Annotated in this window: 15 protein-coding genes; all 15 read right to left on the bottom strand. The window is 39.2% G+C overall.

Translation table 11 applies throughout. The features are described 5' to 3' along the window. Window positions 1-22: 22 nt before the first annotated feature. Entirely contained in the window at window positions 23-1582 is a 1560-nt protein-coding gene (locus JYB62_RS09000; RefSeq protein WP_205645058.1) for an N-acyl-D-amino-acid deacylase family protein, read from the bottom strand. Between the two features lie 103 nt (window positions 1583-1685). Next, a complete protein-coding gene (locus JYB62_RS08995) occupies window positions 1686-2357 on the bottom strand; it encodes an energy transducer TonB (protein ID WP_205645057.1) in 672 nt (223 codons plus the stop codon). 149 nt (window positions 2358-2506) lie between these two features. Beyond that, on the bottom strand, window positions 2507-3181 hold the full coding sequence (locus JYB62_RS08990) for an energy transducer TonB (RefSeq protein WP_205645056.1): 675 nt from the start codon (window positions 3179-3181) through the stop codon (window positions 2507-2509). Between the two features lie 67 nt (window positions 3182-3248). Continuing rightward, window positions 3249-3572 carry a VanZ family protein gene (locus JYB62_RS08985; protein ID WP_205645055.1) on the bottom strand — a complete coding sequence of 108 codons (324 nt, stop codon included), beginning with the start codon at window positions 3570-3572 and terminating at the stop codon, window positions 3249-3251. Between the two features lie 59 nt (window positions 3573-3631). Then, entirely contained in the window at window positions 3632-4006 is a 375-nt protein-coding gene (gcvH, locus tag JYB62_RS08980) for a glycine cleavage system protein GcvH (RefSeq protein ID WP_205645054.1), read from the bottom strand. 56 nt (window positions 4007-4062) lie between these two features. Next, window positions 4063-11001 (bottom strand): T9SS outer membrane translocon Sov/SprA, encoded by a 6939-nt coding sequence (sov, locus tag JYB62_RS08975; RefSeq protein ID WP_243431479.1) that lies wholly within the window; start codon window positions 10999-11001, stop codon window positions 4063-4065. A 207-nt stretch (window positions 11002-11208) separates the two neighbouring features. After that, window positions 11209-11808, bottom strand: coding sequence for a Holliday junction branch migration protein RuvA (ruvA, locus tag JYB62_RS08970; protein ID WP_205645052.1), 600 nt, complete (start codon window positions 11806-11808; stop codon window positions 11209-11211). Then, window positions 11805-14075, bottom strand: coding sequence for an NADP-dependent malic enzyme (locus JYB62_RS08965; protein ID WP_205645051.1), 2271 nt, complete (start codon window positions 14073-14075; stop codon window positions 11805-11807). The genes ruvA and JYB62_RS08965 overlap by 4 nt, the downstream gene beginning before the upstream one ends. A gap of 22 nt (window positions 14076-14097) precedes the next feature. Further along, entirely contained in the window at window positions 14098-15195 is a 1098-nt protein-coding gene (locus JYB62_RS08960; RefSeq protein ID WP_205645050.1) for a DUF4837 family protein, read from the bottom strand. A 118-nt stretch (window positions 15196-15313) separates the two neighbouring features. After that, the gene (locus tag JYB62_RS08955; protein ID WP_243431478.1) at window positions 15314-16711 is read right to left on the bottom strand and encodes a LysM peptidoglycan-binding domain-containing protein; all 1398 of its coding nucleotides are present in this window, start codon (window positions 16709-16711) and stop codon (window positions 15314-15316) included. Between the two features lie 11 nt (window positions 16712-16722). Beyond that, window positions 16723-18150 carry an Asp-tRNA(Asn)/Glu-tRNA(Gln) amidotransferase subunit GatA gene (gatA, locus tag JYB62_RS08950; RefSeq protein WP_205645049.1) on the bottom strand — a complete coding sequence of 476 codons (1428 nt, stop codon included), beginning with the start codon at window positions 18148-18150 and terminating at the stop codon, window positions 16723-16725. 18 nt (window positions 18151-18168) lie between these two features. After that, window positions 18169-18366 (bottom strand): twin-arginine translocase TatA/TatE family subunit, encoded by a 198-nt coding sequence (tatA, locus tag JYB62_RS08945; protein ID WP_074223171.1) that lies wholly within the window; start codon window positions 18364-18366, stop codon window positions 18169-18171. Between the two features lie 109 nt (window positions 18367-18475). Then, window positions 18476-19723, bottom strand: a complete 1248-nt coding sequence (locus JYB62_RS08940) for a murein hydrolase activator EnvC family protein (RefSeq protein ID WP_205645048.1) — start codon at window positions 19721-19723, stop codon at window positions 18476-18478. Between the two features lie 5 nt (window positions 19724-19728). Further along, window positions 19729-20469 (bottom strand): DUF4292 domain-containing protein, encoded by a 741-nt coding sequence (locus JYB62_RS08935; protein ID WP_205645047.1) that lies wholly within the window; start codon window positions 20467-20469, stop codon window positions 19729-19731. Continuing rightward, window positions 20462-22147 carry a tetratricopeptide repeat protein gene (locus JYB62_RS08930; RefSeq protein WP_207758597.1) on the bottom strand — a complete coding sequence of 562 codons (1686 nt, stop codon included), beginning with the start codon at window positions 22145-22147 and terminating at the stop codon, window positions 20462-20464. Before JYB62_RS08930 ends, JYB62_RS08935 begins: the two co-directional genes overlap by 8 nt. Between the last annotated feature and the right edge of the window lie 146 nt (window positions 22148-22293).

The raw sequence follows: 22293 nt of genomic DNA, 5'->3' as shown, positions 1-22293 counted from the left end.
AAAAGGGGCTTAGGCCCCTTTTTTATGGTTGATTTTTTCTGATTACCCGACCATTGGAAATACCAGTTAGTTCACCTTCATTTACTTCAATTTTTCCATTAACAATGACATATTCAATGCCTTCTGGATATTGATGGGGTTCTGTAAATGTGGATTGATCAATTACGGTTTTAGGATCGAAAATAGTGATGTCTGCAAAATATCCCTCTTTGATTAATCCTCTATTTTTTAACCCTAGACGGTTTGCAGAGAGACCTGTCATTTTGTGAATGGCCTCTGGAAGCGAAAGCACTTTTAATTCTCTTACATAATATCCGAGAATCCTTGGAAAGGTCCCATAGGCTCTTGGGTGAGGGTGTCCATCCCCAGGAGAGGATAGTCTTCCATCAGATCCAACCATGGTCATCGGGTGCTTCATGATATTTTCCACATCCTTTTCATCCATGGCATGGTATATAGTCCCAGTGCCACCATTCAATTGGGCCTGAATCACCAATTCTGCCCCATTATCCATAGAAGGTTCCATCCCTTCCATTTCTAACCAATCTTGAAGCGTTTTTCCTTCCAATTCCTTCTTCCAGGATACTCTCGAGAATTGAATCCTTCTTAAATCACTTCCTCCTCGGTCATTCAGAATATTGAAGATAATGCCTGCTTTGATACTATCTTTTAAAACAGGATCGGCAACTCTGTTTTCGAATTCATTTCCCTCTAAGGCCCAACTAGGTATCAAAATGCTAATTCCTGTGTGACTTGCCGCATAAGGGTATTGGTCCATCATGATATCCAACCCTATTTTTCTGGCTGAGTCGACCATGGCAAGGGTCTTGGAGCTTTGTCCCCACATTTTAACACCTATGGCTTTATGATGAGTTAAAACCACCGGTATGGAAGCTTCTCGTGAAATCACGATAGCTTCTTCTACAGCATCAATTAAACCTAAACCTTCTTCTCTTAAATGTGAAGTATAAATCCCACCTTTTGAGCTTGCCATCTTAGATAACTCAAGGACTTCATCCAGTTCAGAAAATGTCCCAGGTAAGTATTTTAAACCAGTTGAAATTCCAAATGCGCCGGCGTCCATGGCCTCATTTACATAGGATTTCATCAGGTTTAGTTCTTCACCTGTAGGTTTTCTATCTTCCATTCCCATTACCTCTTTTCTAAGGGTATTATGTCCAACAAGGTATCCAACATTAATTCCCAGGTCTAGTTGGTCCAGACTGTCTAAATAGCTTACAAAAGGCCAAGGCCCACCTCCATCTGGACCTCCCAATGCAAAAGTGGCTCCTTGTCTTAGGAGACTTTCAGCCATAGGTAACTCCATCAAGGGCTCTAAATGAGTATGCATATCGATGAAACCTGGAGAGATAGCAAGACCAGTGGCATCGATCACAACAGCAGATTTAGATTTTTCCAGATCTCCAATGGCAACGATTTTATCTCCAACAATACCTATATCCCCAACAAAAGCACTAGTTCCTTGCCCGTCGTAAATTTCTCCATTGATCAGTAGAAGGTCATATTTTTGAGTACAGGAAAATAGGAGTAGAATACTCAGAAGGAATGAATAATTCTTCATAAATGGTTTGGGTTGGTGGTTCATTTTCAGAACAATGAATTTATAGATAAAAAAAGAAAGCTTACACTTTTGGTGTAAGCTTTCTCATTGTTTAAATAATTCTTTAATTAAGTCGGAACTTGATCGGGATGGTCATTCTTGATCTCACTGCTTTTCCATTTATTCTGCCAGGATTCCAGTTAGGGGATTTTTTTATAACTTCCATAGCTACTTCGTCACAGCCTCCTCCAATAGTTCGTACTAGCTCCACATCTTGGATACTTCCATCTGTATTGACAACAAATCGAACGATTGCTGTCCCTTCGATTCCCATTCTTCTCGCTTGGATAGGATATTTTAAATTATTTTTCAAATAGACATACCACTGGTCCATCCCTCCTTTAAAAGAGGCTTGCACTTCCACAAAATCATTGATGACATCTGGATCTTCGACCACTGGAGGACCTTCAAATTCAATTTCTGTAGGGGCAGGTTCCTGTTCCAGACTGAAATCAATAACAACATCCAGTTTTTCAATGATAATTTCATCAGGAACCAATTCGATTTCTGGTTGCTGTAAAACCGGAGGGGGAGTAGGAGGGGTTTGGACTGTATTGGGGATATCCAACAAATCCCAGGTGTTGTCTTCAGTTCCAAGAGACTTTATTTCGAAATCCTCATAAGCCTTCCATTCGAAGGCCACCAAAACTGCCGCTACGCTGAGCATTAATCCCAGATTAAAAATCATCCCGGACATTTTTCGTATGTCCGCTTTAGGGGTCTTTTTGTTTTCCATGGCTTGTTTTTTGTTTAGGTAAAAATTAACACCTAAGAATTTAACCTGTTGAAAAGCAGGATACTAGCCGGATAACAAAAATTAACTAAATTAAAAGGTGAAAAAATGTGAACAAAAAAAAGACCCGATTGCTCGGGTCTCTTATTTTTTTAGCTCAGTTTAAATCTGATTGGAAGTCTCATTCTGGTACGAACTGGTCTACCTCTTTGTTTACCTGGTTCCCACTTAGGAGCTGCAGATACTACTCTAATTGCTTCTTCGTCACAACCTCCTCCGATACCTCTCAAAACATCAACGTCTTGAATAGATCCATCGGTGTTAACTACGAATACCACAATTACAGTACCTTCAATCCCCATTCTTCTTGCTTGAGTAGGGTATTTCAAGTTTTTACTAAGGTATTGATTCCAACCTGACATTCCACCTGGAGGATTTGGTTGAGTTTCCACTACGTCAAAGATTTCGTCAGCTTTCTCCTCTACTGGAGCTTCTGCAATTACAACTTCTTTGATGACAGTTTCTTCTTTCACATCCACATCAAAGTTTACTTCGATTTTTTCTTCGATTTCAACTTCATCAGGGATTTCCTCAATAATTGGCTGTTCTACTGGTGGTGGTGGTGGCGGTGGCTGCTCGGTGATTGGAATATCAATCAGCTCTTCGAAATTGTCAGTCACCTGGCCAAGGTCCTTAAGAGCACCTTCGTCGAATGACTTCCATTCAAATGCAGCAAGAGTAGCGCCAACAGCCAACGCTAAACCTAAGTTCAGGAACATTCCTGACTTTTTGGTTAGATCAGCCTTAGGAGTCTTTTTTGCTTCCATGGTGAATTGGTTTATACAGGTTAATTTTTTTCTAATTTGGAATAACAAGTCTAAGTATTTAGGACGATTATTCCAAGTTGTTTTTTACGACTGACAGCTTAAAATATGCAAAGAATCCTGCGATTCCACCTATCTCATTAACTGCCATGTCTATATAATCATACGTACGAAAGGGGATGAATTGTTGCAAAGACTCCAAAATGATCCCGGCTAATACTCCGAAAATCAAGTAGTTAATTAGTAGTCTTTTGCTTAAAACTCCTCTTTCATGAGGTTTTATTCCCACTCCACACCACAGAAAACTTAGTAAACTGAAGCATATAAAGTGAATAAATTTATCTTGGAAATCGAACGCATCTACCTCAGGAAATTTATCTCCGGGGGTTAACATTGCGATTGAAATGGTAATTAGCCAAGCTAAACTCAAAAACAATCTCAAAAGTCAACGAATTAGGCACCTACTAATTCTGCATATTCTTCGGCAGAAAGAAGGTTAGGAACTTCACCAGAAATTTTGACTTTGACCATCCACCCTTCTCCGTATGGATCAGAATTTACCAATTCAGGTTCATCTGCAAGTTTTTCGTTTAGTTCTGTTACCTCACCAGCAACAGGCATAAACAAATCAGATACAGTTTTGACTGCTTCGACGGTTCCGAATACTTCTTCAGCATCAAGTGTTTCACCAACTGTTTCAACTTCCACATAAACGATATCACCAAGTTCTGATTGTGCAAAATCAGTAACTCCTATAGTAGCAATATCACCTTCGATTTTTACCCACTCGTGGTCTTTTGTGTACTTTAATTCTTGTGGAATATTCATAATTGAAATTTTTTGTAAAGAGTCCCAAAATTAAAAGGAATCGCGCTAAATAAAATCTATTGTGACAAATTAAATCGTAATTGTCCTCCAAATGCTGTAGAAGATCTTCTATAGGCAGTAGTAACCCTTGGGTCATTAATTGTTCTATCAAAATAAAGAGTCACGCTTAGGTTCTGATTGATCAAATATCCTATGGTCGGCCTGATCTGTATATTCAAATTGCCATTGGTAATAGTGCTTCCTTCTTCGATTTTCCTCTGAACTTGTCGAGTATCTACCACCTTGGTATCCAACCTGAAGGTTAAATCATTTTTAAGTATTTTCTGCTGACCTTGAATTTTGAAAGGGATTTTTACTCCTGCTTTGGTATATCCTATATTTATTCCAAAATCATTGCTGCGCTGCTCCGTCACTTGGGCGTTTGAAAAGTTTAGTCCCAAACTTCTTTCTTTATTGTACTGGATAGCAATATTCAATCGGTCCTTAGTCAACAAGTCTACCCCGATCAACGGTGAAAAACGTTCAGCCATGACCACCTGATTTAACACATAAATAGGTATAAACTGACCTTCATCATTGGTTACATCTGGTCTCGGTATTTTTTGTAAGTTATTATAAAGCTCTAATCCCTCTTGGTATTGCAGGGAGTTGGAGAAATTGCTGGCATCATAAGTAGAGGTGTAGCCATGTAAAATATTGATGCTGCTAAATATTTCACTTAATCCCTTGAGTCTGGAAAGCCCTCTGTATTCAAGTCTCCAGTTTGGCAGTGGAGTTTTTGGGAAAGGGTTCAATTTCATATCAGAGGCATTCTTTCCTCGATAGGCAGCTAAAAAGGATGGGATTAATACATCTTGCCCATTGATGGAATATTCTCCTCCGGATGCGTTTTCGCTATCTAACCTACTTTTTACAATGTCTCGATTTTTTTCAAAATCTGTGAAAAGTGGGGAGTTGTTTTCAAAGTCGTCTCTCGAAAATGCTGTTCCAAGCATGATGGTGGTAATACTGTAAGAACCTAATCGGTTTGGACTAATTGAAATGTATTCTCCTGGGTCATCTGTAGAATTTCTAAATATCTCTTGATAGTTACCTGTTTCTCGTTTAGTGGCTGTCAAAGTGATCCTAAAATCCTGGAACGGTTCAATTAAACTACCCAGCCTTAAATTCATAGCTCGGTTTTGAGAGAATGGTTGGGTGAGTTCCGAACTTGGAGCTATATAGCCTGCACTTGCTAATCTGTAACGAATAGCAGGATCTTGACTACCAAAAAGGAAAGCCAGTCCTGGATTTTCAAAAGCTCGGTCCATTCCCAATAATCCCGTATTTGGTAAATAACCTGGTAAGAAAGTGCCTTGTATCACCCCGTAATTAAAAGTGATTTCCTTCACCATCATCAAAAATTTGAGGACCTTATTACTAAATGGTGTTCCGATGGTATCTTCCGCTCCTACAGAGTTCCTTCCTGGAATTGTTGGACGTTTAGGAGCATTCAGAGCAGCTAGCTTTTTATTCTTGTTGTAAAGCTTTATCAAGTCTAGCTTACCATTGATGGATTGATCCCTGGTATTTTGAATAACATTTCCCAGTGTATCTTTTTGACCTATGGCGCCGGTCTGCCAGGTATAATTAGCTGTGTATTTGTAATCAGCTCTTATCCAATCCAAAATTGGAGACTTGTCAAAAGGTATGGTATAATTCAGGTTTATGGTTTGATTGTAATTAGTTCTTCTACCAAATCTCCAGAAATTACTTTTTACAGAATCCTGCTTTGCTTCTGAATCTAGGTCACCTTCCGGTTCATCGATCACGGCCATGACTCTGGCAGAATAATCTACCCTCAGGTTTCTAGTAAGATCCCAGTTGACCGTGTAGAAGCGATTCATGAAATAGCTTTTTTGGAAAAGCGGATCCACTCCAGAGGTACTTAATTGATCGTTTCTATATTGAGATCTTAGGAATCTTCGGTCGATATCTAACCTCGCCAGAACAAGGGTAGGGGCCAAATTAAAGTTAAAGTCCTTAATTAACCTTAAGTGTGGGGAATCAAGCCAGGTGCTGTTTTTAAATGGCTCAATCACCAGTGGCTTAGGCTGAAAACTATAAGTAATATTGCCTTTATAAGTCTTAAAGGTATAATCCTGAATTTGGGCATTGGTTTGTTTTACAGTTCCGTAAGCATAAGAAAATGAGAAATTACTCAGGTCATAGAACCTACTTACAGATTCAGGATTGGTTTTGATTTTTCGGACATTATTAAAGCTAATATTTTTCCTATTTAACTGGTCAAGTGCGATTCCTCGGTATGCATCTCGTTCTGCATCAGTTTCAAATTTACCTAATGCCACTTCAAAAGGAACGTCAGGATTTAAAGGATCATATTCTGGTCTAGTAGATGAATTTTCTACACTAAAATACATTGGGATACTCACGCCCAATTGAGAAGGAAGTAGTTTATGTACATCTATATTGGTAGAAATATCATACTGAGTAGTGGATTGTCTTGATCTTTCAGAAAGTCTGGTTTCCAAACCTCCAAACCCTATAGAATTGTGTCTAATAGAAGCTGAAACCACTGCGACATCTGCAATCTTTGCATTCAATAAAGCATTTGCCGCCCACCCATTTGATTTTGTGAATCCGGTCACCCGAAGTTCATTGGCCCAAACACAAATACTCTTACTTGCTCCCCCCGATTCACCTGGATTTCTGACCCCAATCATCATACCTTGAATCAAACTTAATTCAGGCCTACCCACTACGGTTACTTTGTACTGATTTACTTGAATAGTATATGGAATGTTTAAAGGGGATTGACTATTATCCCTTTCGACTTTAGCCCCAACAATATCCTGAATGGCAATGTCTATTTCATTTTCTAATGGCCAAATTTGTCGAGGGTCTCTCGTTCCTTTAGGTGTAATGGTTAGAGGAACTTCTATTTCATAATAGTTGTCGGTGTAGTCTGTTCCAAGTCTTAAGAAACCGGTGAATTCTCCATCCAATGCATCTTCACTATCAGCATGGAAGAACATTTTGATTCTTTCAAATTGAACCAAATCCTGTGTTATGTTTCTGAAAACTGCTCTGGCATCTTTTGCAGGCAAGTCTTCAACACATATTCTTAAAGACTGCTCGTTCAACCTTCTTTCTACTGTAGAGGTATTATCCCTATCTCTATTGATTCCCGGAGGTAATACATAAGGGCTTTGTGTGGCACTTCCTTGGCTATTTTCCTCAATACCTACCACATCGACTGTCACATTGGATACATCTGGCTCAGGTATTTCGAAAAGACCTCTTTCGAAAAGGGACTCTTGGAATACCCTCCATTGACTACCAATCATTCGGAAATTAGCCATTCTCAATACGACCGGTTGCTCAAATTCCGTCAAATAGGTTCTCATCCAACGAATGGATTTAAAGCCATTAATATCTCCTTGAACTCGATCAGGTTGTCTTACTGGAATTCTAAATAAATACCAATTAACGTTCTCACCTGCCTCATTATGAGTCACCTTATCCACGATATAATTTTGCCCTACCACCAAGTTTCCTGGTCTTAAGTCAATTTCGTATTCGTAATAGTTTTCGAGTTCATTGATAGTATTGTCGGTATTTAAATCTTCATTATCAGGGGTATTGGAACCGGATGGGGTGTAGGGAAGATTTTGGCTGGCAGTAACTGGAGTATTTCCTTCCAATCCATTAAACTTCTTATACCGTTCTAGAATTTTGACATTGTTCTGGTCAAATTGTTCGTCCAGATAGTATTGGAATAAATCTGCGGAAACATCTTGATTAATTCTATTTCTAGCCTCTTGGGATATACTCAAACGATCTAAAAATCTAGACTGGAAAAATCCTGCCTCATCTGAGTTTTTCAGACCGTCCAATCCCACATCTTGATTTTCCCTAGAAGATTCTGAGTTGTCAAATGCAGGAAGAAGGTATTGTTCCCTGGTGATTCGCCCCCATTCATTGGAGGAAGTTTTGGAAGGGTCTCCGTCTGCTGGAAGTCCATTTTCAAAGGCATGACGACCGTCTTTCATCACATCTTCAGAAATGTCGCCTAAATTCAGAAATAGCTTTCCGCCTGTGGTGTTGTTTTCATTGAATATTCCATCTAACACTCGACCATTTTCTCCTTCAATGAATGGGTCTAGCATCCAGAATTCAATGTATTCTATATTGGTTCGGTCAAAGTCTACCTCTGTGGTAATTGCTCGGGTTACCCCACCATAATTTTTCTCAGGGTTTGGAAGTAACCCATCAAAAGTCAAGTTGGGATTATAATTATACATCCCTCGCTCACTAGGAAAATAAGCCAGTTCAAATAAAGGCTCAGGGGTAATAATTACCGTTCTGTCTTGCTGAGGGAAAATCTCTTGCGGTACAACCCGGCGAACGTAGTGATTTCGTCGATCTTCCCTTGATATGTTGGAAGGTACTCCGGGACCACTTTCCCTATAGAAGATGTTATCAATATTATACCAAGCAAGTCGGGCCCTTCTATAGGTTGACCCTAATAAATCTTCTGTTTGATTGCTCAAGTCAAATCGATTGTCATCGGTTTGTGGGGTTGAGGCTAATTTCCAGTTTTGGTTTGCCGCACCCCCAAGATTAAATGGGGTGACTGCTGCTTCAAAGTCATCTATGTAAGAGGCCTGGTCTCCATCTACTTGGTTGGAAGTTCCAGGGATTAAATGGGCAAATTCGCCACTAAAATTGACTAACGAAGTCTCTTTGGTATCTGTAAAAGGAAGGGCGTCTGCCATTTTAGTAAGCCAACGGGATTCATCCGAAAATCTTGCATCTAAGCCCCATAAGCTATTCCTTAAGGTTTCATTTCCAGTGGCAATTCTAGTAACATTGGGTCGTTCATTTAAATACAGGAAGGTACCTCCTAAATTGAATTTGTCACTGAATACATAGTCCAATCGGGTCCCCAATAGACTACGAGTCTGAAAGGATACCAAATCTGCCTTTTCAAAACTGATGGATATTTGCTTTCCTGATTGTAAAATGGCGTCATTGATAATCACTACACGACCAACATTGTAATCTACCGTAAAATCTACCCCTTCCGTCAAGGGGATATTTCCAGCCTGAACGATCACAGAGCCTGGAGAAATATTTAACCCAGGAAGTTGGATCTCCGAAGCAGAGCCCGCCGTTAAGCGTCCTTTGATAAAATATTTATTAAGTCTGGTCACTAATTCTGCATCAGCTTGAGTAGTCTGATACAAGGTGTCATAGACATATTTATCTTTGAGTACTATTTCTGTATCCAGAAAATATTTCTCAAGGTTGGAACCGAAAGGTTCTAGAACCGGAAATACAAGTAAGCCTCGATCTGGAAGAATGGTTAGCCCTTCTACAAAGTCAAAATTTCCATCTGGAGCTGGGTCATTTTGAGGGTTTAAATTGTCCAAGCCTGTTAGCTTGATCAAAGGAACGTCTTTTACATTTTCTCCCTCCAGAAGAGAAGGGTTGTCTAAACCAGTCCTATCGTCACGGTAAATCACCTGAAGCTGGAAACCATCTCTTAAAAGTTGATTCGCATTTAAGTTATAGACGTTTTTCATCATCAAATCCCAAGATGGAACCCGAGGATTGATTCTAGCTGGTCGTAAAAGTTTTAGAAAAATCAATTCATCTTCTTGACGATTTTGATAGTCCTCTGTCAATTCGCCGACCTTATACACCTGACCATTGTAAGTATATTCATAAGAAACGGCCAGTACTTCATCGTTTTGAAGTTTTCTGAAAAGTGAGAGGTATCCCAATTGTGGGTTAAAATAAAATTCAGTAGGACTTAGTTTTCTAGATCCATTGATCTGTTCAAAGTCAACCCCTTTTTTAATATTTAGGCTTGACTCCATGGCCCGAGCACCTGTGTCAAATGGTCTGAAGGCAGGGTTATTAGATATATTGTTGAAAAGATTATTGGATCCATTACCGGCAGGAGCGCCAGGAGTTCCAGGTCCAATGGCAGGATTGGATGGATTTAATAAGGTTTGTCCCTCCCCCAAATCCATGAATGCTGCAAAATTTCTTAACGTTTCTGTATTGGAAGCCCTGTTCATAATGTAGACTTCAATTCTGGTTACATTTACGCCAGAAAGTACTTGGGGAAGTCCTCGAAGCCATCTTTCATAATTATCTCTAAAGAAATGAGCTAAGAAAAAGTGCCTGTTTTCATCATATTTAGAGGCCTGAATATCAAAAGACCTTCCTTGTCCATTTGCATCAATGATTAACTGGTCTCTTCTTCCCCGTTGGGTGGAGGCAACAGCTGTGACACCAAGTTTCCCAAATTGCATTTGAGTTTTGACACCAAATAAGTTTTGAGCCCCTTGAATCAACCGGTTCTGAACTGGCATGCTCACATTACCTATTTCAATTGATTTTATAATGTCTTCTTGGAAGCCTGCATACTCTAACTTCAATTGATTTTGGAAGTCAAAGGAATTATTAGAATCGAAGTTGGCCCCGATTTTCATTTTTTCTCCGAGAGATCCGTTGACAGCCATTTGGATCTGTTGATCAAAATTAAATCCTCCATTTTGCTGCTGTCTGATCGGAAGAGTAGGGTTGTCTATCCTTCTAAAAATTGCACCAAAGTCTAAATTGACATATCCTGTTGGAACAATGTTGATTTCACTTCCTCCAAAAATTCTGTCAAATGAAGGACTGACAGTCAATGGAGGGATTAACCCACGGCCTTCCACAGCACTTTCTCCATCTCCACCTCTAGATCTGCTTCTCCAATAATCTTGTCTTACTTTATATTCTTGAATTTTCGAAAATTCATCAAAATCATATTCTTGTTCATTTCCTACCCTAGTGCTGTCGAGTTCTTCCACAATATTATATCTCAAGGTAGAGTCTACTAAAACCTGAACATTTTGATTAGTAAGTGGAGCAGGTAAAAAAGGTGATTCAGGTCTTAAAAAAGGATTTCGGTAGGGGTATAGAGGACTCGTTCTCATGTTTTGCCAAAGCAAAAATGAGGGAGCCATTCTCCTATAATTAAGAGAATCGATTCGCGTTTGGAGGCTATCGGATACGGTTTGTTGAGCCTGGGAAGTAGAAAAGGCCAGAATAAACCCAAACAGGATGAAGTATTTGGGCAAACCACCGAAATACCTCCTCCTGCAAAAAGTCAGTAACTTCCGAAAGTTCAATGCAGCTTCAAATTATGGTGTCTTTAAAGATGCTTTAATTAATTCTTCTAAAGAAATTTCTCCAGTGGTTTTTTTCAATACAGCAGTGATGTTTTTTTCAGCAGCTGTTTTTGGGAAACCAAGAGTAATTAAGGCTTTTAACGCTTCTTCACGAACTTTATTGTCAGATTTTAAAAATCCAATTTGGGAAGAGGTAGCATCTGAACCCACATCTTTTCCTATTTTATCCTTCAACTCCAAAATGATGCGCTGGGCTGTCTTAGCTCCAATGCCCTTGACATGCTGGATGGTAGCCACATCTCCAGAAAGAATTGCATGTTCAATTTCTTTGGTATTTAAGGATGATAAGATCATTAAGCCTGTATTAGGGCCTACGCCATTGATGGAGATCAATAGCAAGAACAGCCTTTTTTCAGCCTCTTCTTTAAATCCATACAGCGTATGGGCATCTTCTTTAATATGAAGATAGGTGAGGAGCTTGATTTGCTCCTCATCCTTAATGGCAGAGTATGTTTGTAATGATATTTTGACATGGTATCCAATACCTCCTATATCTATGAGCACATAAGTAGGGTCTTTAAATACCAGCCTTCCGTTAAGATAGTCTATCATGATTTTCCATTAGATTGAGCATCTACAACGGCCACTGCAACCATATTTACAATTTCTCGAATGGAACTACCTAATTGAAGTATATGTACAGGCTTGTTCATTCCCAAAAGAATTGGACCAATAGCTTCAGAATTTCCTAATTCAGCCAAAAGTTTGTAGGCAATATTTCCAGAACTCAAATCTGGGAAAATTAAGGTGTTGGCCTTTTTGTTGATCAATTTGGAGAATGGATACATCTCCTTTTGTATTTCATCATTAAGCGCCACATTGGCTTGCATTTCTCCTTCAATAATCAAGTCAGGATATTTTTCTTTAGCCATGGCTGTAGCTTTAGCCATTTTGTCAGGAATATCTCCTTTAGCAGAGCCAAAGTTGGAATAAGAAAGCACCGCAATTCTTGGTTCGATGTTAAAGAACTTAACAGCCTCAGCGGTCAAACCAATTATTTCTACCAGTTCTTCAGCAGTTGGATTCAAGTTTACTGTGGCGTCAGAAAAGAAATAGGGACCTTTACTGGTATTCATGATGTACATCCCTGCCACTCGCTTGGTGCCTGGTCTGACTCCAATGGTATGTAAGGATGGGAGAACGGTTTTAGGATAATCTCTAGTAAGACCAGAAATAAATGCATCCGCTAACCCTGTTTCCACCATCATAGCTCCAAAGTAATTTCTTTGAGTTACTAATCTGGAAGCGTCTCCATAAGTCATTCCTTTTCTTTGACGTTTTTCAAAAAGAATATCCGCAAACTGAGATAGTTTTTTGCTGTCTTCCATTGGATCGATAATGGTGACATTTTGTAAATCCAATGAGTTTTCTTCGATGAGGGTCAGAATCCGTTCTTTGTTACCTAAAAGGATTGGAATGGCAATTTTTTCATCTTTCAGAATCTGTGCTGCCTTCAGGATTTTTCTGTTGTCCGCTTCAGCAAATACCACACGTTTAGGATCTTTCTTAGCTCTTGCGATGACAACAGACATCAAGCGTTGATCAATGCCTATTCTTTCTTGAAGTTCCAGCTCATATGTTTCCCAGTCCATAATTGGGCTTTTTGCTACACCGGAATCCATTGCTGCTTTTGCAACAGCAGGAGCAATCGTGGTGATCAGGCGAGGGTCCAATGGTTTAGGAATCAAATAAAATCTTCCAAAACCTAGTTTATCTTCCCCATAAGCTTTGTTTACAATGTCTGGAACAGGCTCTTTGGCAAGTTTCGCAATTGCATGAGCTGCTGCAAGTTTCATTTCTTCATTGATAGCAGTAGCTCTTACATCAAGTGCTCCTCTAAAGATATAAGGGAAACCCAACACATTATTTACCTGATTAGGATGATCAGACCTTCCTGTGGCCATAATTAAATCCTTTCTAGCAGCTATCGCTAGATCATAGGCAATTTCAGGATCTGGGTTAGCCAAGGCAAAAACAATCGGATTGTCTGCCATTAGTTTCAATTGGTCCTGAGAAATTACATTTCCGGCAGAAAGTCCCAAAAACACATCTGCACCAACCAAGGCATCATTGATGGTATAAATATCTCTGTCGGTGGCGAACTCCCTTCTGATTTCATCCAAATCAGGACGATCTGATCTCAAGATTCCATCGATATCACATAGGACGATGTTTTCTTTTTTGATTCCTAGGGTAATGTAAAATCTGGTACAAGATATGGCCGCAGCACCTGCACCATTTACGACCAATTTGATTTCACTTATATTTTTTTCTACTAATTCTAATGCATTAAGTAATGCAGCTCCAGAAATAATCGCGGTACCATGCTGATCATCATGCATGATAGGGATTTTCATTTCCTTTTTTAATGTCTGCTCAATTTCAAAACATTCTGGGGCTTTAATATCTTCTAGGTTGATTCCCCCAAAAGTTGGCTCCAGAGATTTAATGGTTTGAATTAGTTTTTTAGGATCTTTTTCGTTGATTTCGATGTCAAAAACATCAATACCTGCAAATTTCTTGAAAAGAACGCCTTTTCCTTCCATTACAGGTTTGGATGCTTCTGGACCAATATCGCCTAACCCTAATACTGCGGTTCCATTAGAAATTACGCCTACCAAATTTCCTTTGGCTGTGTATTTATAAACTTTTTCGTTGTCTGTAGCTATTTCTTTACAAGGTTCAGCTACACCGGGCGAATAAGCTAAAGCCAAATCCATTTGGCTGGATAAAGGCTTGGTTGGGATTACCTCAATTTTACCTGCTTTTCCTTGGGTATGATAATTGAGTGCGTCCTCTTTGCGGATTTTAATTGCCATAAAAGCTCTAAGTTAGTTTGGGTCAGGACCCCTGCTCCTCAGTCCAACTAACATTTGTGTTTAGAAGAATGGTCTCTATTTCACGAAGTGCGTCTCTGTGAACTTCATTCGGATAGAATACAAAGCCCTCCATGTAATACAATTTTCCTTTCTTTTCGTCGACCATGATGTACCCAAGATAGGTGCCTCCCATGCTCAAATTATTAGTTTTCCAGGAGCCCCTAATTTCAGTCGTAAAATTATCATTTATAACCATGTTTCGGAAAGCAGGGGGGATTTGTTTTTCGGAAACCATAAAAGAATTTGGGTTTTCTGGATCTCCAAATATCTCTTGTCTTGTAATTTCATCCCTTAATTTGACAATATTGGCAGGGAACGTCTGCTCTTCACTGGTGTAATCAGTCTCATAAAAGAATAGACTGATGTCTGCTCTATTCGCAGTAGGAGTAGGTTGTCTCAACCAAACGAAGCCAGGTTTGCTTTTTGCAATTTGATAGGAAGCAGGAACATTCACTTCAATTCCTAAATTCTTTTCTGTTTCTGCAGAAGCAGCTGTATTTTTTCTGGCAAGAATTATTTTCTCTAATCTTCCTCTTTCTCTTACTTCAAACAAGTTGATCAACCTTGCTTTATTTTTCTTAAGGTTAGTCACAAGCTCCTCTTCCGTATTTCCAAAAAGATATAGTACCTCTTGTCCAATGGCATATTCATCTTCCATTCTCAAAGTATAGAGACTTGGGTCCGCTTGTGCTCTTTCTTTAGACTCTTTAGAGAATTGGGAATTGATAACTTGACTAGCTGCTCCTTTGTCATCAAATGTGGTGACATAAATAAGATTGGTGGACATTTTTAGAATTCGGGTCATAGCTCTAGGGTCTACCCGATTTACTTTAAATCTTGATTCAGATCTGATCATTCCTGGAAGATCCGCCTCAAAAATATCCCTTAATTCATCTCCAACAGGGCCAGCCCATTTGGCAGAATCGATGACCAAAATTATTTCTCCTATAGTTCCCCTTGCTTTGGGTTTGGTACTGTCGGCACGGTTGGGGTCTCCTTCACAGGCAATAAGCAAAAAGCCTATGCTGAGGATTCCGAATATATATTTTAGAGCTCTCATATTCTGGTGAATTAGTGTTAATAAGTTACTTATCAAAACTAAAAGTAAGGATTCTGGTTTACTTAAAAATTTAAAAGGAGTTAAAAAAGCGGGGCTAAATAGTTAAACTATTGCTTTTTCAACCAATAATCAGCTTTTGACCAGGTTTGATGTTATTGCTGTTTAAATTGTTCAACCTTTTAATTTGGTCTACAGTAAGGCCTGCATGTTTTCTTGAAATGATCCAAAGAGAATCACCTGGTTGAACCGTGTAAAGCAACTGACCAGAAGAATTGGTTCTTACTTCAGCCACTGCTGGTGTGCTGCTTGAATAAATTGTCAAATTCTGGCCAACTCTAATGAGATTGGAATAAAGACCGTTCCATGATTTTATTTGGGTGACAGTAACCCCATGTCTCGACGCAATTTTACCTAATACATCACCGGATCTCACTTTGTAGGTGATGGCATTCAACTCTGGCTCTTCTGCCAATTCCTCTACAGGTTTCAACATAAACTTACCGTTATCAGTAAGATAGGTGGTAGGTGTGTTGTTGAGAGAATCACTTAACCAAGCTAAGTTTTGTTTGACAAAAGAAGCTTTGGCTTTTGGTAAATTGAGGGCAATGCTTCTGTTGACATCAGAAACTTTACCTCTTTTAAGTGATGGGTTTAGGGATTCTAAATCTTTGGTGCAGAGATCTGTTAATTCCGCCAGTTTCGTTAAGTTAAGTGCCCTTTCAAAACGAATTTTCTCTGTGGTGTGGTAATAGGTGGGGTCTTCCAAATTTAGATTGTGTTCGTCCAAATGGTTTAGGATGTAAAGCATTGCTTGTACTTGTGGAACATAACTTCTGGTTTCTCTAGGAAGGTAATTATAAATACCCCAGAATGTCTTTTTTCCTCCAGATCTTCGAATTGCCCGTCTGACATTTCCCGGTCCACAGTTGTATGCAGCCATGGCTACTTCCCAATCACCAAACATTCTATACAATGATTTTAAATATTTGGCTGCTGCATCGGTGGATTTTTCCGGGTCCATTCTGTCATCCACTTCACTGTTGACATACATGCCATACATTCTACCAGTGGCGGGCATAAACTGCCATAACCCAATAGCTCCCACTCGGGATCTAATTTGAGGGTCCAGTCCAGATTCTATAATGGAAAGGTATTTGATTTCCGCTGGCATTTCATGTTTTTTGAGGGTTTCATCAAACATGTCAAAAAACAAATCCTTTCTGGCCAAAACCATGCGTGTGTAATCTCTATTTCTTACAGTGAAATATTGGATGAATGAAAAAATTCTGTCATTTAGCTCAAAAGGCATTTCGGTGTCCATCTTGGATATACGCTCCGCTACTTCATTATAAGTGAAGTCAGGAATGTATTCGTAATGGTAATTGGGGATAACCTCATCTTCAGAAAATATGGGCGCAGCAACATTTTGATCGTCCTGTGAAAAAGCCTGAGACAAAGGAGTCAAACAAGTAATAATCGCAAGTAAGAATAGATTGTTCCAGTTTTTTTTCATCATTAAAAATTTTCTTAAGAGGTTAAAGCACTTAGATAATTGCTGAATGCAAAGAGTTCAGCTTCCTTAAATGAGTTGCAAATTACCTGTAATCCAATAGGCATTCCTTTGGAATCTTTTCCATTCGGAATAGAGATTGCAGGTACACCTGATACAGATGCCTGAACAGTATAAAGATCTTCCAGGTACATTGCCACTGGATCATCTCTATGTTCACCAAACTTAAACGCGGTAGACGGCGTTGTCGGCATTATAATATAATCAAAATCATTCAAAAGATTTTCAGTAAAGTTTTTTATTAACCTTCTGACCTTTTGTGCTTTGGTGAAATAGGCGTCGTAGTAGCTGGCGCTTAAAACAAATGTTCCAAGCATAATTCTACGTTTGACTTCTTCGCCAAATCCTTCACTTCTGCTCAATTTGTACATGCTTTCCAAATTGTGGGCATTTGGAGTCCGGTACCCATATTTAACGCCGTCAAATCTCGAAAGGTTTGAAGAAGCCTCTGCAGTGGTAAGGATGTAGTAGGTAGGGAGAATATAATCTAGTAAAGGGAAATTCACCTCCTGAACTTCATGTCCTTCAGATTTTAATTTCTCTAAAACTGAAAGTGTATTCTCTTTTATTTCTTCTTGCAGAGAAGGAGACTCGATGGTTTCCTTCAAATAAGCAACTTTAGCTTTTCTGTCAAAATGAAGAAGTTGACTATAGGGTAGAACCGGTTTTCTGGAAGATGTGCTGTCAAACTCATCATGACCAGCCATGATCTCTAAAAGTAAAGCATTGTCCTTTACAGTTTTGGTAAAGGTGCCTATTGTATCAAAAGAGGAAGCATAAGCTATTAAACCCCATCTTGATATTCTCGAGTAAGTAGGTTTCATCCCTATTACTCCAGTAAATGCTGCGGGTTGTCTTACGGAACCACCAGTGTCAGTACCCAAAGAGGCCGTACAGAGATTTGCTTGAACAGCTACGGCAGAACCTCCGGAGGATCCACCTGGAACCCGGCTTTCGTCCAAAGCATTTAAAACTTTGCCATGTGCAGTATTCTCATTAGAACTGCCCATCCCGAACTCATCACAATTAAGCCTGCCAATTATAATGGCATCTTCATCGATCAGTCTTTGGATGGCTGTGGTGGTAAATTGAGATTCAAAACCTTGAAGGATTTTGGAAGAGGCATTGGCCTCATGTCCGGCTAGACATAGTACATCTTTGATCCCGATGACCATTCCTGCAAGTTTCCCGGCTTTTCCTTCAGAAAGCTTTTGATCGACCAAATCAGCTTGCGCTAATGCGGAATGCTCGTAAACTTCGACGAAGGCGTTTAAGTGCGCCTTCGTCTTAATGTTTTGAAGATAATGATTGACGATTGCTCTACAATCAGTTTCTTTTTTCTCGAGCGATTTTTTGATTTCGTCGAATGAAATGAATTTTTCCAATGCTATTGGCTTACGGGATTATTTCTTTTTGTCTTTCAGCCCTTCTTCAAGATCGTTCTGAATGTCTTTTGTAGCGTCTTTGAATTCTCTGATTCCACGGCCTAAACCGCGTGCTAATTCAGGGATTCTTTTAGCACCAAATAATAATAGAACGACAAGTACGATCAATACAATCGAACCTCCGCCCATATTTTGAATGAAACCCAATGTAGTCATGATGAATTATGTTTAAGGGTAAATGTCCTGCAAAGATATAACTGTCATCTGCTTACGCAAAGTAATCAGTGCAGAGTTGTTCTTTTTTATAAATATACGATAATTTAAACTATTTGGACGTGATCCAGGTAGCAGGATCCATTACATTTAATCCTTTCCATGTTTGGAAATGGACCTCCGCTTGCCCATCAGGTCCTGTAGCTACTTGTCCAATAACGTCTTTTGCTTTGACAGATTGCCCTGATTTTACAGAGATGGTTTTAAGCTTACTATACATGGTATAATATTCCCCATGTTTGATGATGATCGTTCCGCCAAATCCAGGCATGGTTGTGATTTTTGTGACCGTACCATCAAATACTGATCTGACATTAGAATTTGGTTGAGTCCGAATATCTAACCCATCACTATCCATGGTAATTCCTTTCAAAGTAGGATGCGGGTAAGTGCCAAAACCTTGAGCTATAAATCCAGTTTCTACCGGCCATGGTAAGCGTCCTTTATTTCCTGCGAATGAGCTTGATAATGCTGCCACCTCGGGAGTCATTGGCATACTACTTCCTGCACTTTTGGTAGTGTTGCTATTGGATTTTTTGGCTGCAGCCTCTGCAAGTCTAATTTCCTCTTCGATCACCTGCTTGATCATACGATTCAATTGATCCTGCTGTTTTTTAGTGGCTGCAATTTGCTTCTGAATCTCTTTTTCTTTTTTGGACAGGTTGTTCACGATACCTTGCTGCTCTTGTCTAGCTTTATCCAAGGCCAACTTTTCAAGCCTTTCTTCTTCAAGCACCTTTTCTTTTTCGGCTCTTTTCAGATCTAGAGAAACTTGTTCCTCAGCCAATTGTACACTGACAGCTTGAATCTGCTCAGCTTGCTGTTTCCGATTATCAGTATATTGTTTTAAGTATTTCAACCTCATGTACAATTGGTTGAAACTACTTGAGCTAAACACGAATGAGACAATCGATAACCCTCTATTCAGTTTGGAGGTATTATAGATCATTCTGGCATATTCGGCTTTCAGGTCAACTAGTTCTTGTTTTAGTTTTTTGATTTTTGATTCAGTCTGTTGAATCTCCTGATCCAATAATTTAATTTCTCGGTCTAGGGTGTTGACTAATCTGGATTGAGTTTGAACTTTTCGAGTCACCGCATTCAATTCTCCGATCGAATTCTTCTTGATAGCGGTGGTTTGCTTTAATATCTTATCAAATTCCCTAAGTCGCTCTTGAACTTCTGCTTTCTCTCTTTCTAGTTGCTCTCTGGTTTTTTTCGTCTGCGCAGATACATCCACTGCCAGACAGCAAATGAAAACCAAAAGAAGGGTAGAAATGATGAGGTTTTTCCTATTCATTGAAATCAGAATCTGAATGGGAAGGTTAAAGGATCTGTGTGTGGTTCAATAGAATTCCATTCCAAATTGATAATGGTATTTTGACTTCCTTCGGGAAGCTGATAGGCCAATTTGTAAAGAACTTCCAAAGGGAATGGTTGTGAATCTACTTCCTGAAAATTAGGGAAGCTAGCTAACAATGAACCACGGTCATCTAAAGAATTGCTGACTAACTCAGATACTTTTCTAGTGTTGACATCCACTTTACTGAAATACCTCACTTTGTCCCGGATTTGAGTAAGTTCAAATGCTTTTCCTACTCGAACCAATCGGTCTTTGTAATCAAAAGGAATAGGAGGGTTTGCCCATAGTATATTTTGAAATAGATCCAGGGATAATTTCAATCCATAAATAGTTTCAAATTCAGTAAAGGTGAGGTTGATATCTTCTTTACCTATTCGGTCTTTGATTTGGATTTTATCCTGAGTTATAAGCCCCCTGACTGCCTCCATTCCCAATCCTGGTGAAACGGTAAACCATAGGACACTGTCTTTTTTTGCTCTTAAATTCATGGAGCCACGAGTGATTTTACCTGAGGCTTCCTCAATTATTATTTTGGCTTTCGCAGATAAAAAATCGTAGTCATTGTAAAAAGGGGAAAAGTCTTCCATCTTCCCGTTGCTTTGGTAAGCTACATTTTTCTTTGCGCAGCTTGATAAAAATCCAATAGCCAACAGAATTGTTAATCCTGCAAAAAGCTTATTCATGGTATTTTCCTTCTTTAATTTTTTGAGGAAGTTTGTCTGAAGCTTCGGGGCTGTTTTCAGCTTTTTTCCAATAGCTGATGGCTTCGGACTTCTTTCCCAAATGGTATAAAATATCTCCATAATGTTCCAACATCACACCACTTGGCTCTGCTTCATGTTCTAGTGCAAGATCCATGTATTTTTTAGCGCCTTCGTAGTCTCCACTTTGGAACAGCACCCATGCATGTGTATCAAGGAAAGTGCCATTGTTTGGAAATCTTTTAACAACTTTTTCAGACATACTTCTGGCCTTTTCCAAATCACGCTTTTCAATCGATAAAAAGTAGGCGTAATTGTTCAGTACTTGCTCATCATTTGGGTTGAGCTTGATTGCCATGTCAAAGTTTTCGAAGGCTTTATCTATTTCTCCTAAATTATAATAAGCATTCCCCAAGGCACCATATGTAGCTTGATCTAGCCCGATATTTTTTCCTGCATTGATTTCCATCGACTTCTCCAAAGAAATAATAGCAGAGGAATCCTTTTTCATGGCATTTTTAATCACTCCGTCATAAAACCAAAATTCTGGCCTTTCGGGAAATTCATCCACTCCCATAATTGTGAATTTTTCCACTTCAGTGAAGTCCGCATTTTCACCAAAGGAATTGGTAATTACTTGCTCTAATAACTCAGCATTCTTAGGATCTATTTGTAAAGAAGATTTGAAACTCTCGATTCCTTCCTCTTTTTTTCCTTCTTTCATCCTTCTTTTTCCAATAACCGCAAAAATAGATGCGTCATTGGGGTGGTTTTGAAGCATCAAACCTTCTAGCCTGTCCAATAAAATATCCCTTCCTGAAGTTTGCATCTCATTGATCAAAGATTCAAAGGCCTTAGATTCTACTAGAGGGTCTAAATCAGGATTGGAAAATGCAGTGATAATGGATTTTTCCGACTCTTCTATTTGTCCTTTTTCCTTTTGAAGGGTATATGCTGCCATGTGTAATTCTGGTTGGTTCGGAAATTTTTCCAACTCCCCATTTACCAAGTCCAAAGCCTGCTCACTTCGATTATTATTGTATAATATCTCTACTAAGTTCAACACATAGTCTGGATTACCTGATTTCGCTTCTATTAAGCGCTCACCTTCTTCGATGGCTTTATCAAGATTGTTCTTTCTTAAATATATCCGTTGTTTTTGTGTGGTAACTGGCTCCATAATGCCATAGTATTCCTCTGCTCTGTCCAATACCACTAAGGCTTTGTCAAATTCCCCGGCACTTAAATAAATGGAAGCAAGGTCTAAGTTGTACTGTTGGTTATGTTCCCCATCAGCAGTTAATCGATCCAGTATTTCTGCTGCTTTCAGCGGCTGTTTGAGATTGGTGTAAATCTCGGCCACCATCAGTGCATAATATTTATTTTCTATATCCAGATTAGCTGCTGTTTCTGCATAAGGCAGAGCTTTTTCTGGTTTATTACCCCTAAGAAGAACTTCCGCAATTTTGTAATGAATAGCTGGTTCTTCTGGAGAAAACTCCAAGGATTTTTGTAAATAAAAATAAGCTTTATCCAACTCGCCAAGCACGAGGTATTTCTCACCTTCAATGTAATAGCGAGTAGTTTTAGCTTCAGTTTCCTGAGCTTTTCGCTCTTTTTTCGAAAGTTTTTTCTGAGAATAGCCTATGGATGAGACCATTGTCAGAACTAGAGATATGATAAGGAATTTATTGAAAATCACGTATTGTAGGGGTTCCGCTTGAGATTACAAACATAATGCCTTTTATGCAAATAGACAGGTTTTTAGGTGCTGGATGCTATTCCAATGACATTCTGTCCACTTTA

Origin of the sequence: Algoriphagus lutimaris (genome assembly GCF_017051705.1) — a bacterium.
GTDB lineage: Bacteria > Bacteroidota > Bacteroidia > Cytophagales > Cyclobacteriaceae > Algoriphagus > Algoriphagus lutimaris.
The sequence above is the reverse complement of the archived record's forward strand: the minus strand, read 5'-3'. Positions and strand labels throughout refer to the sequence as shown.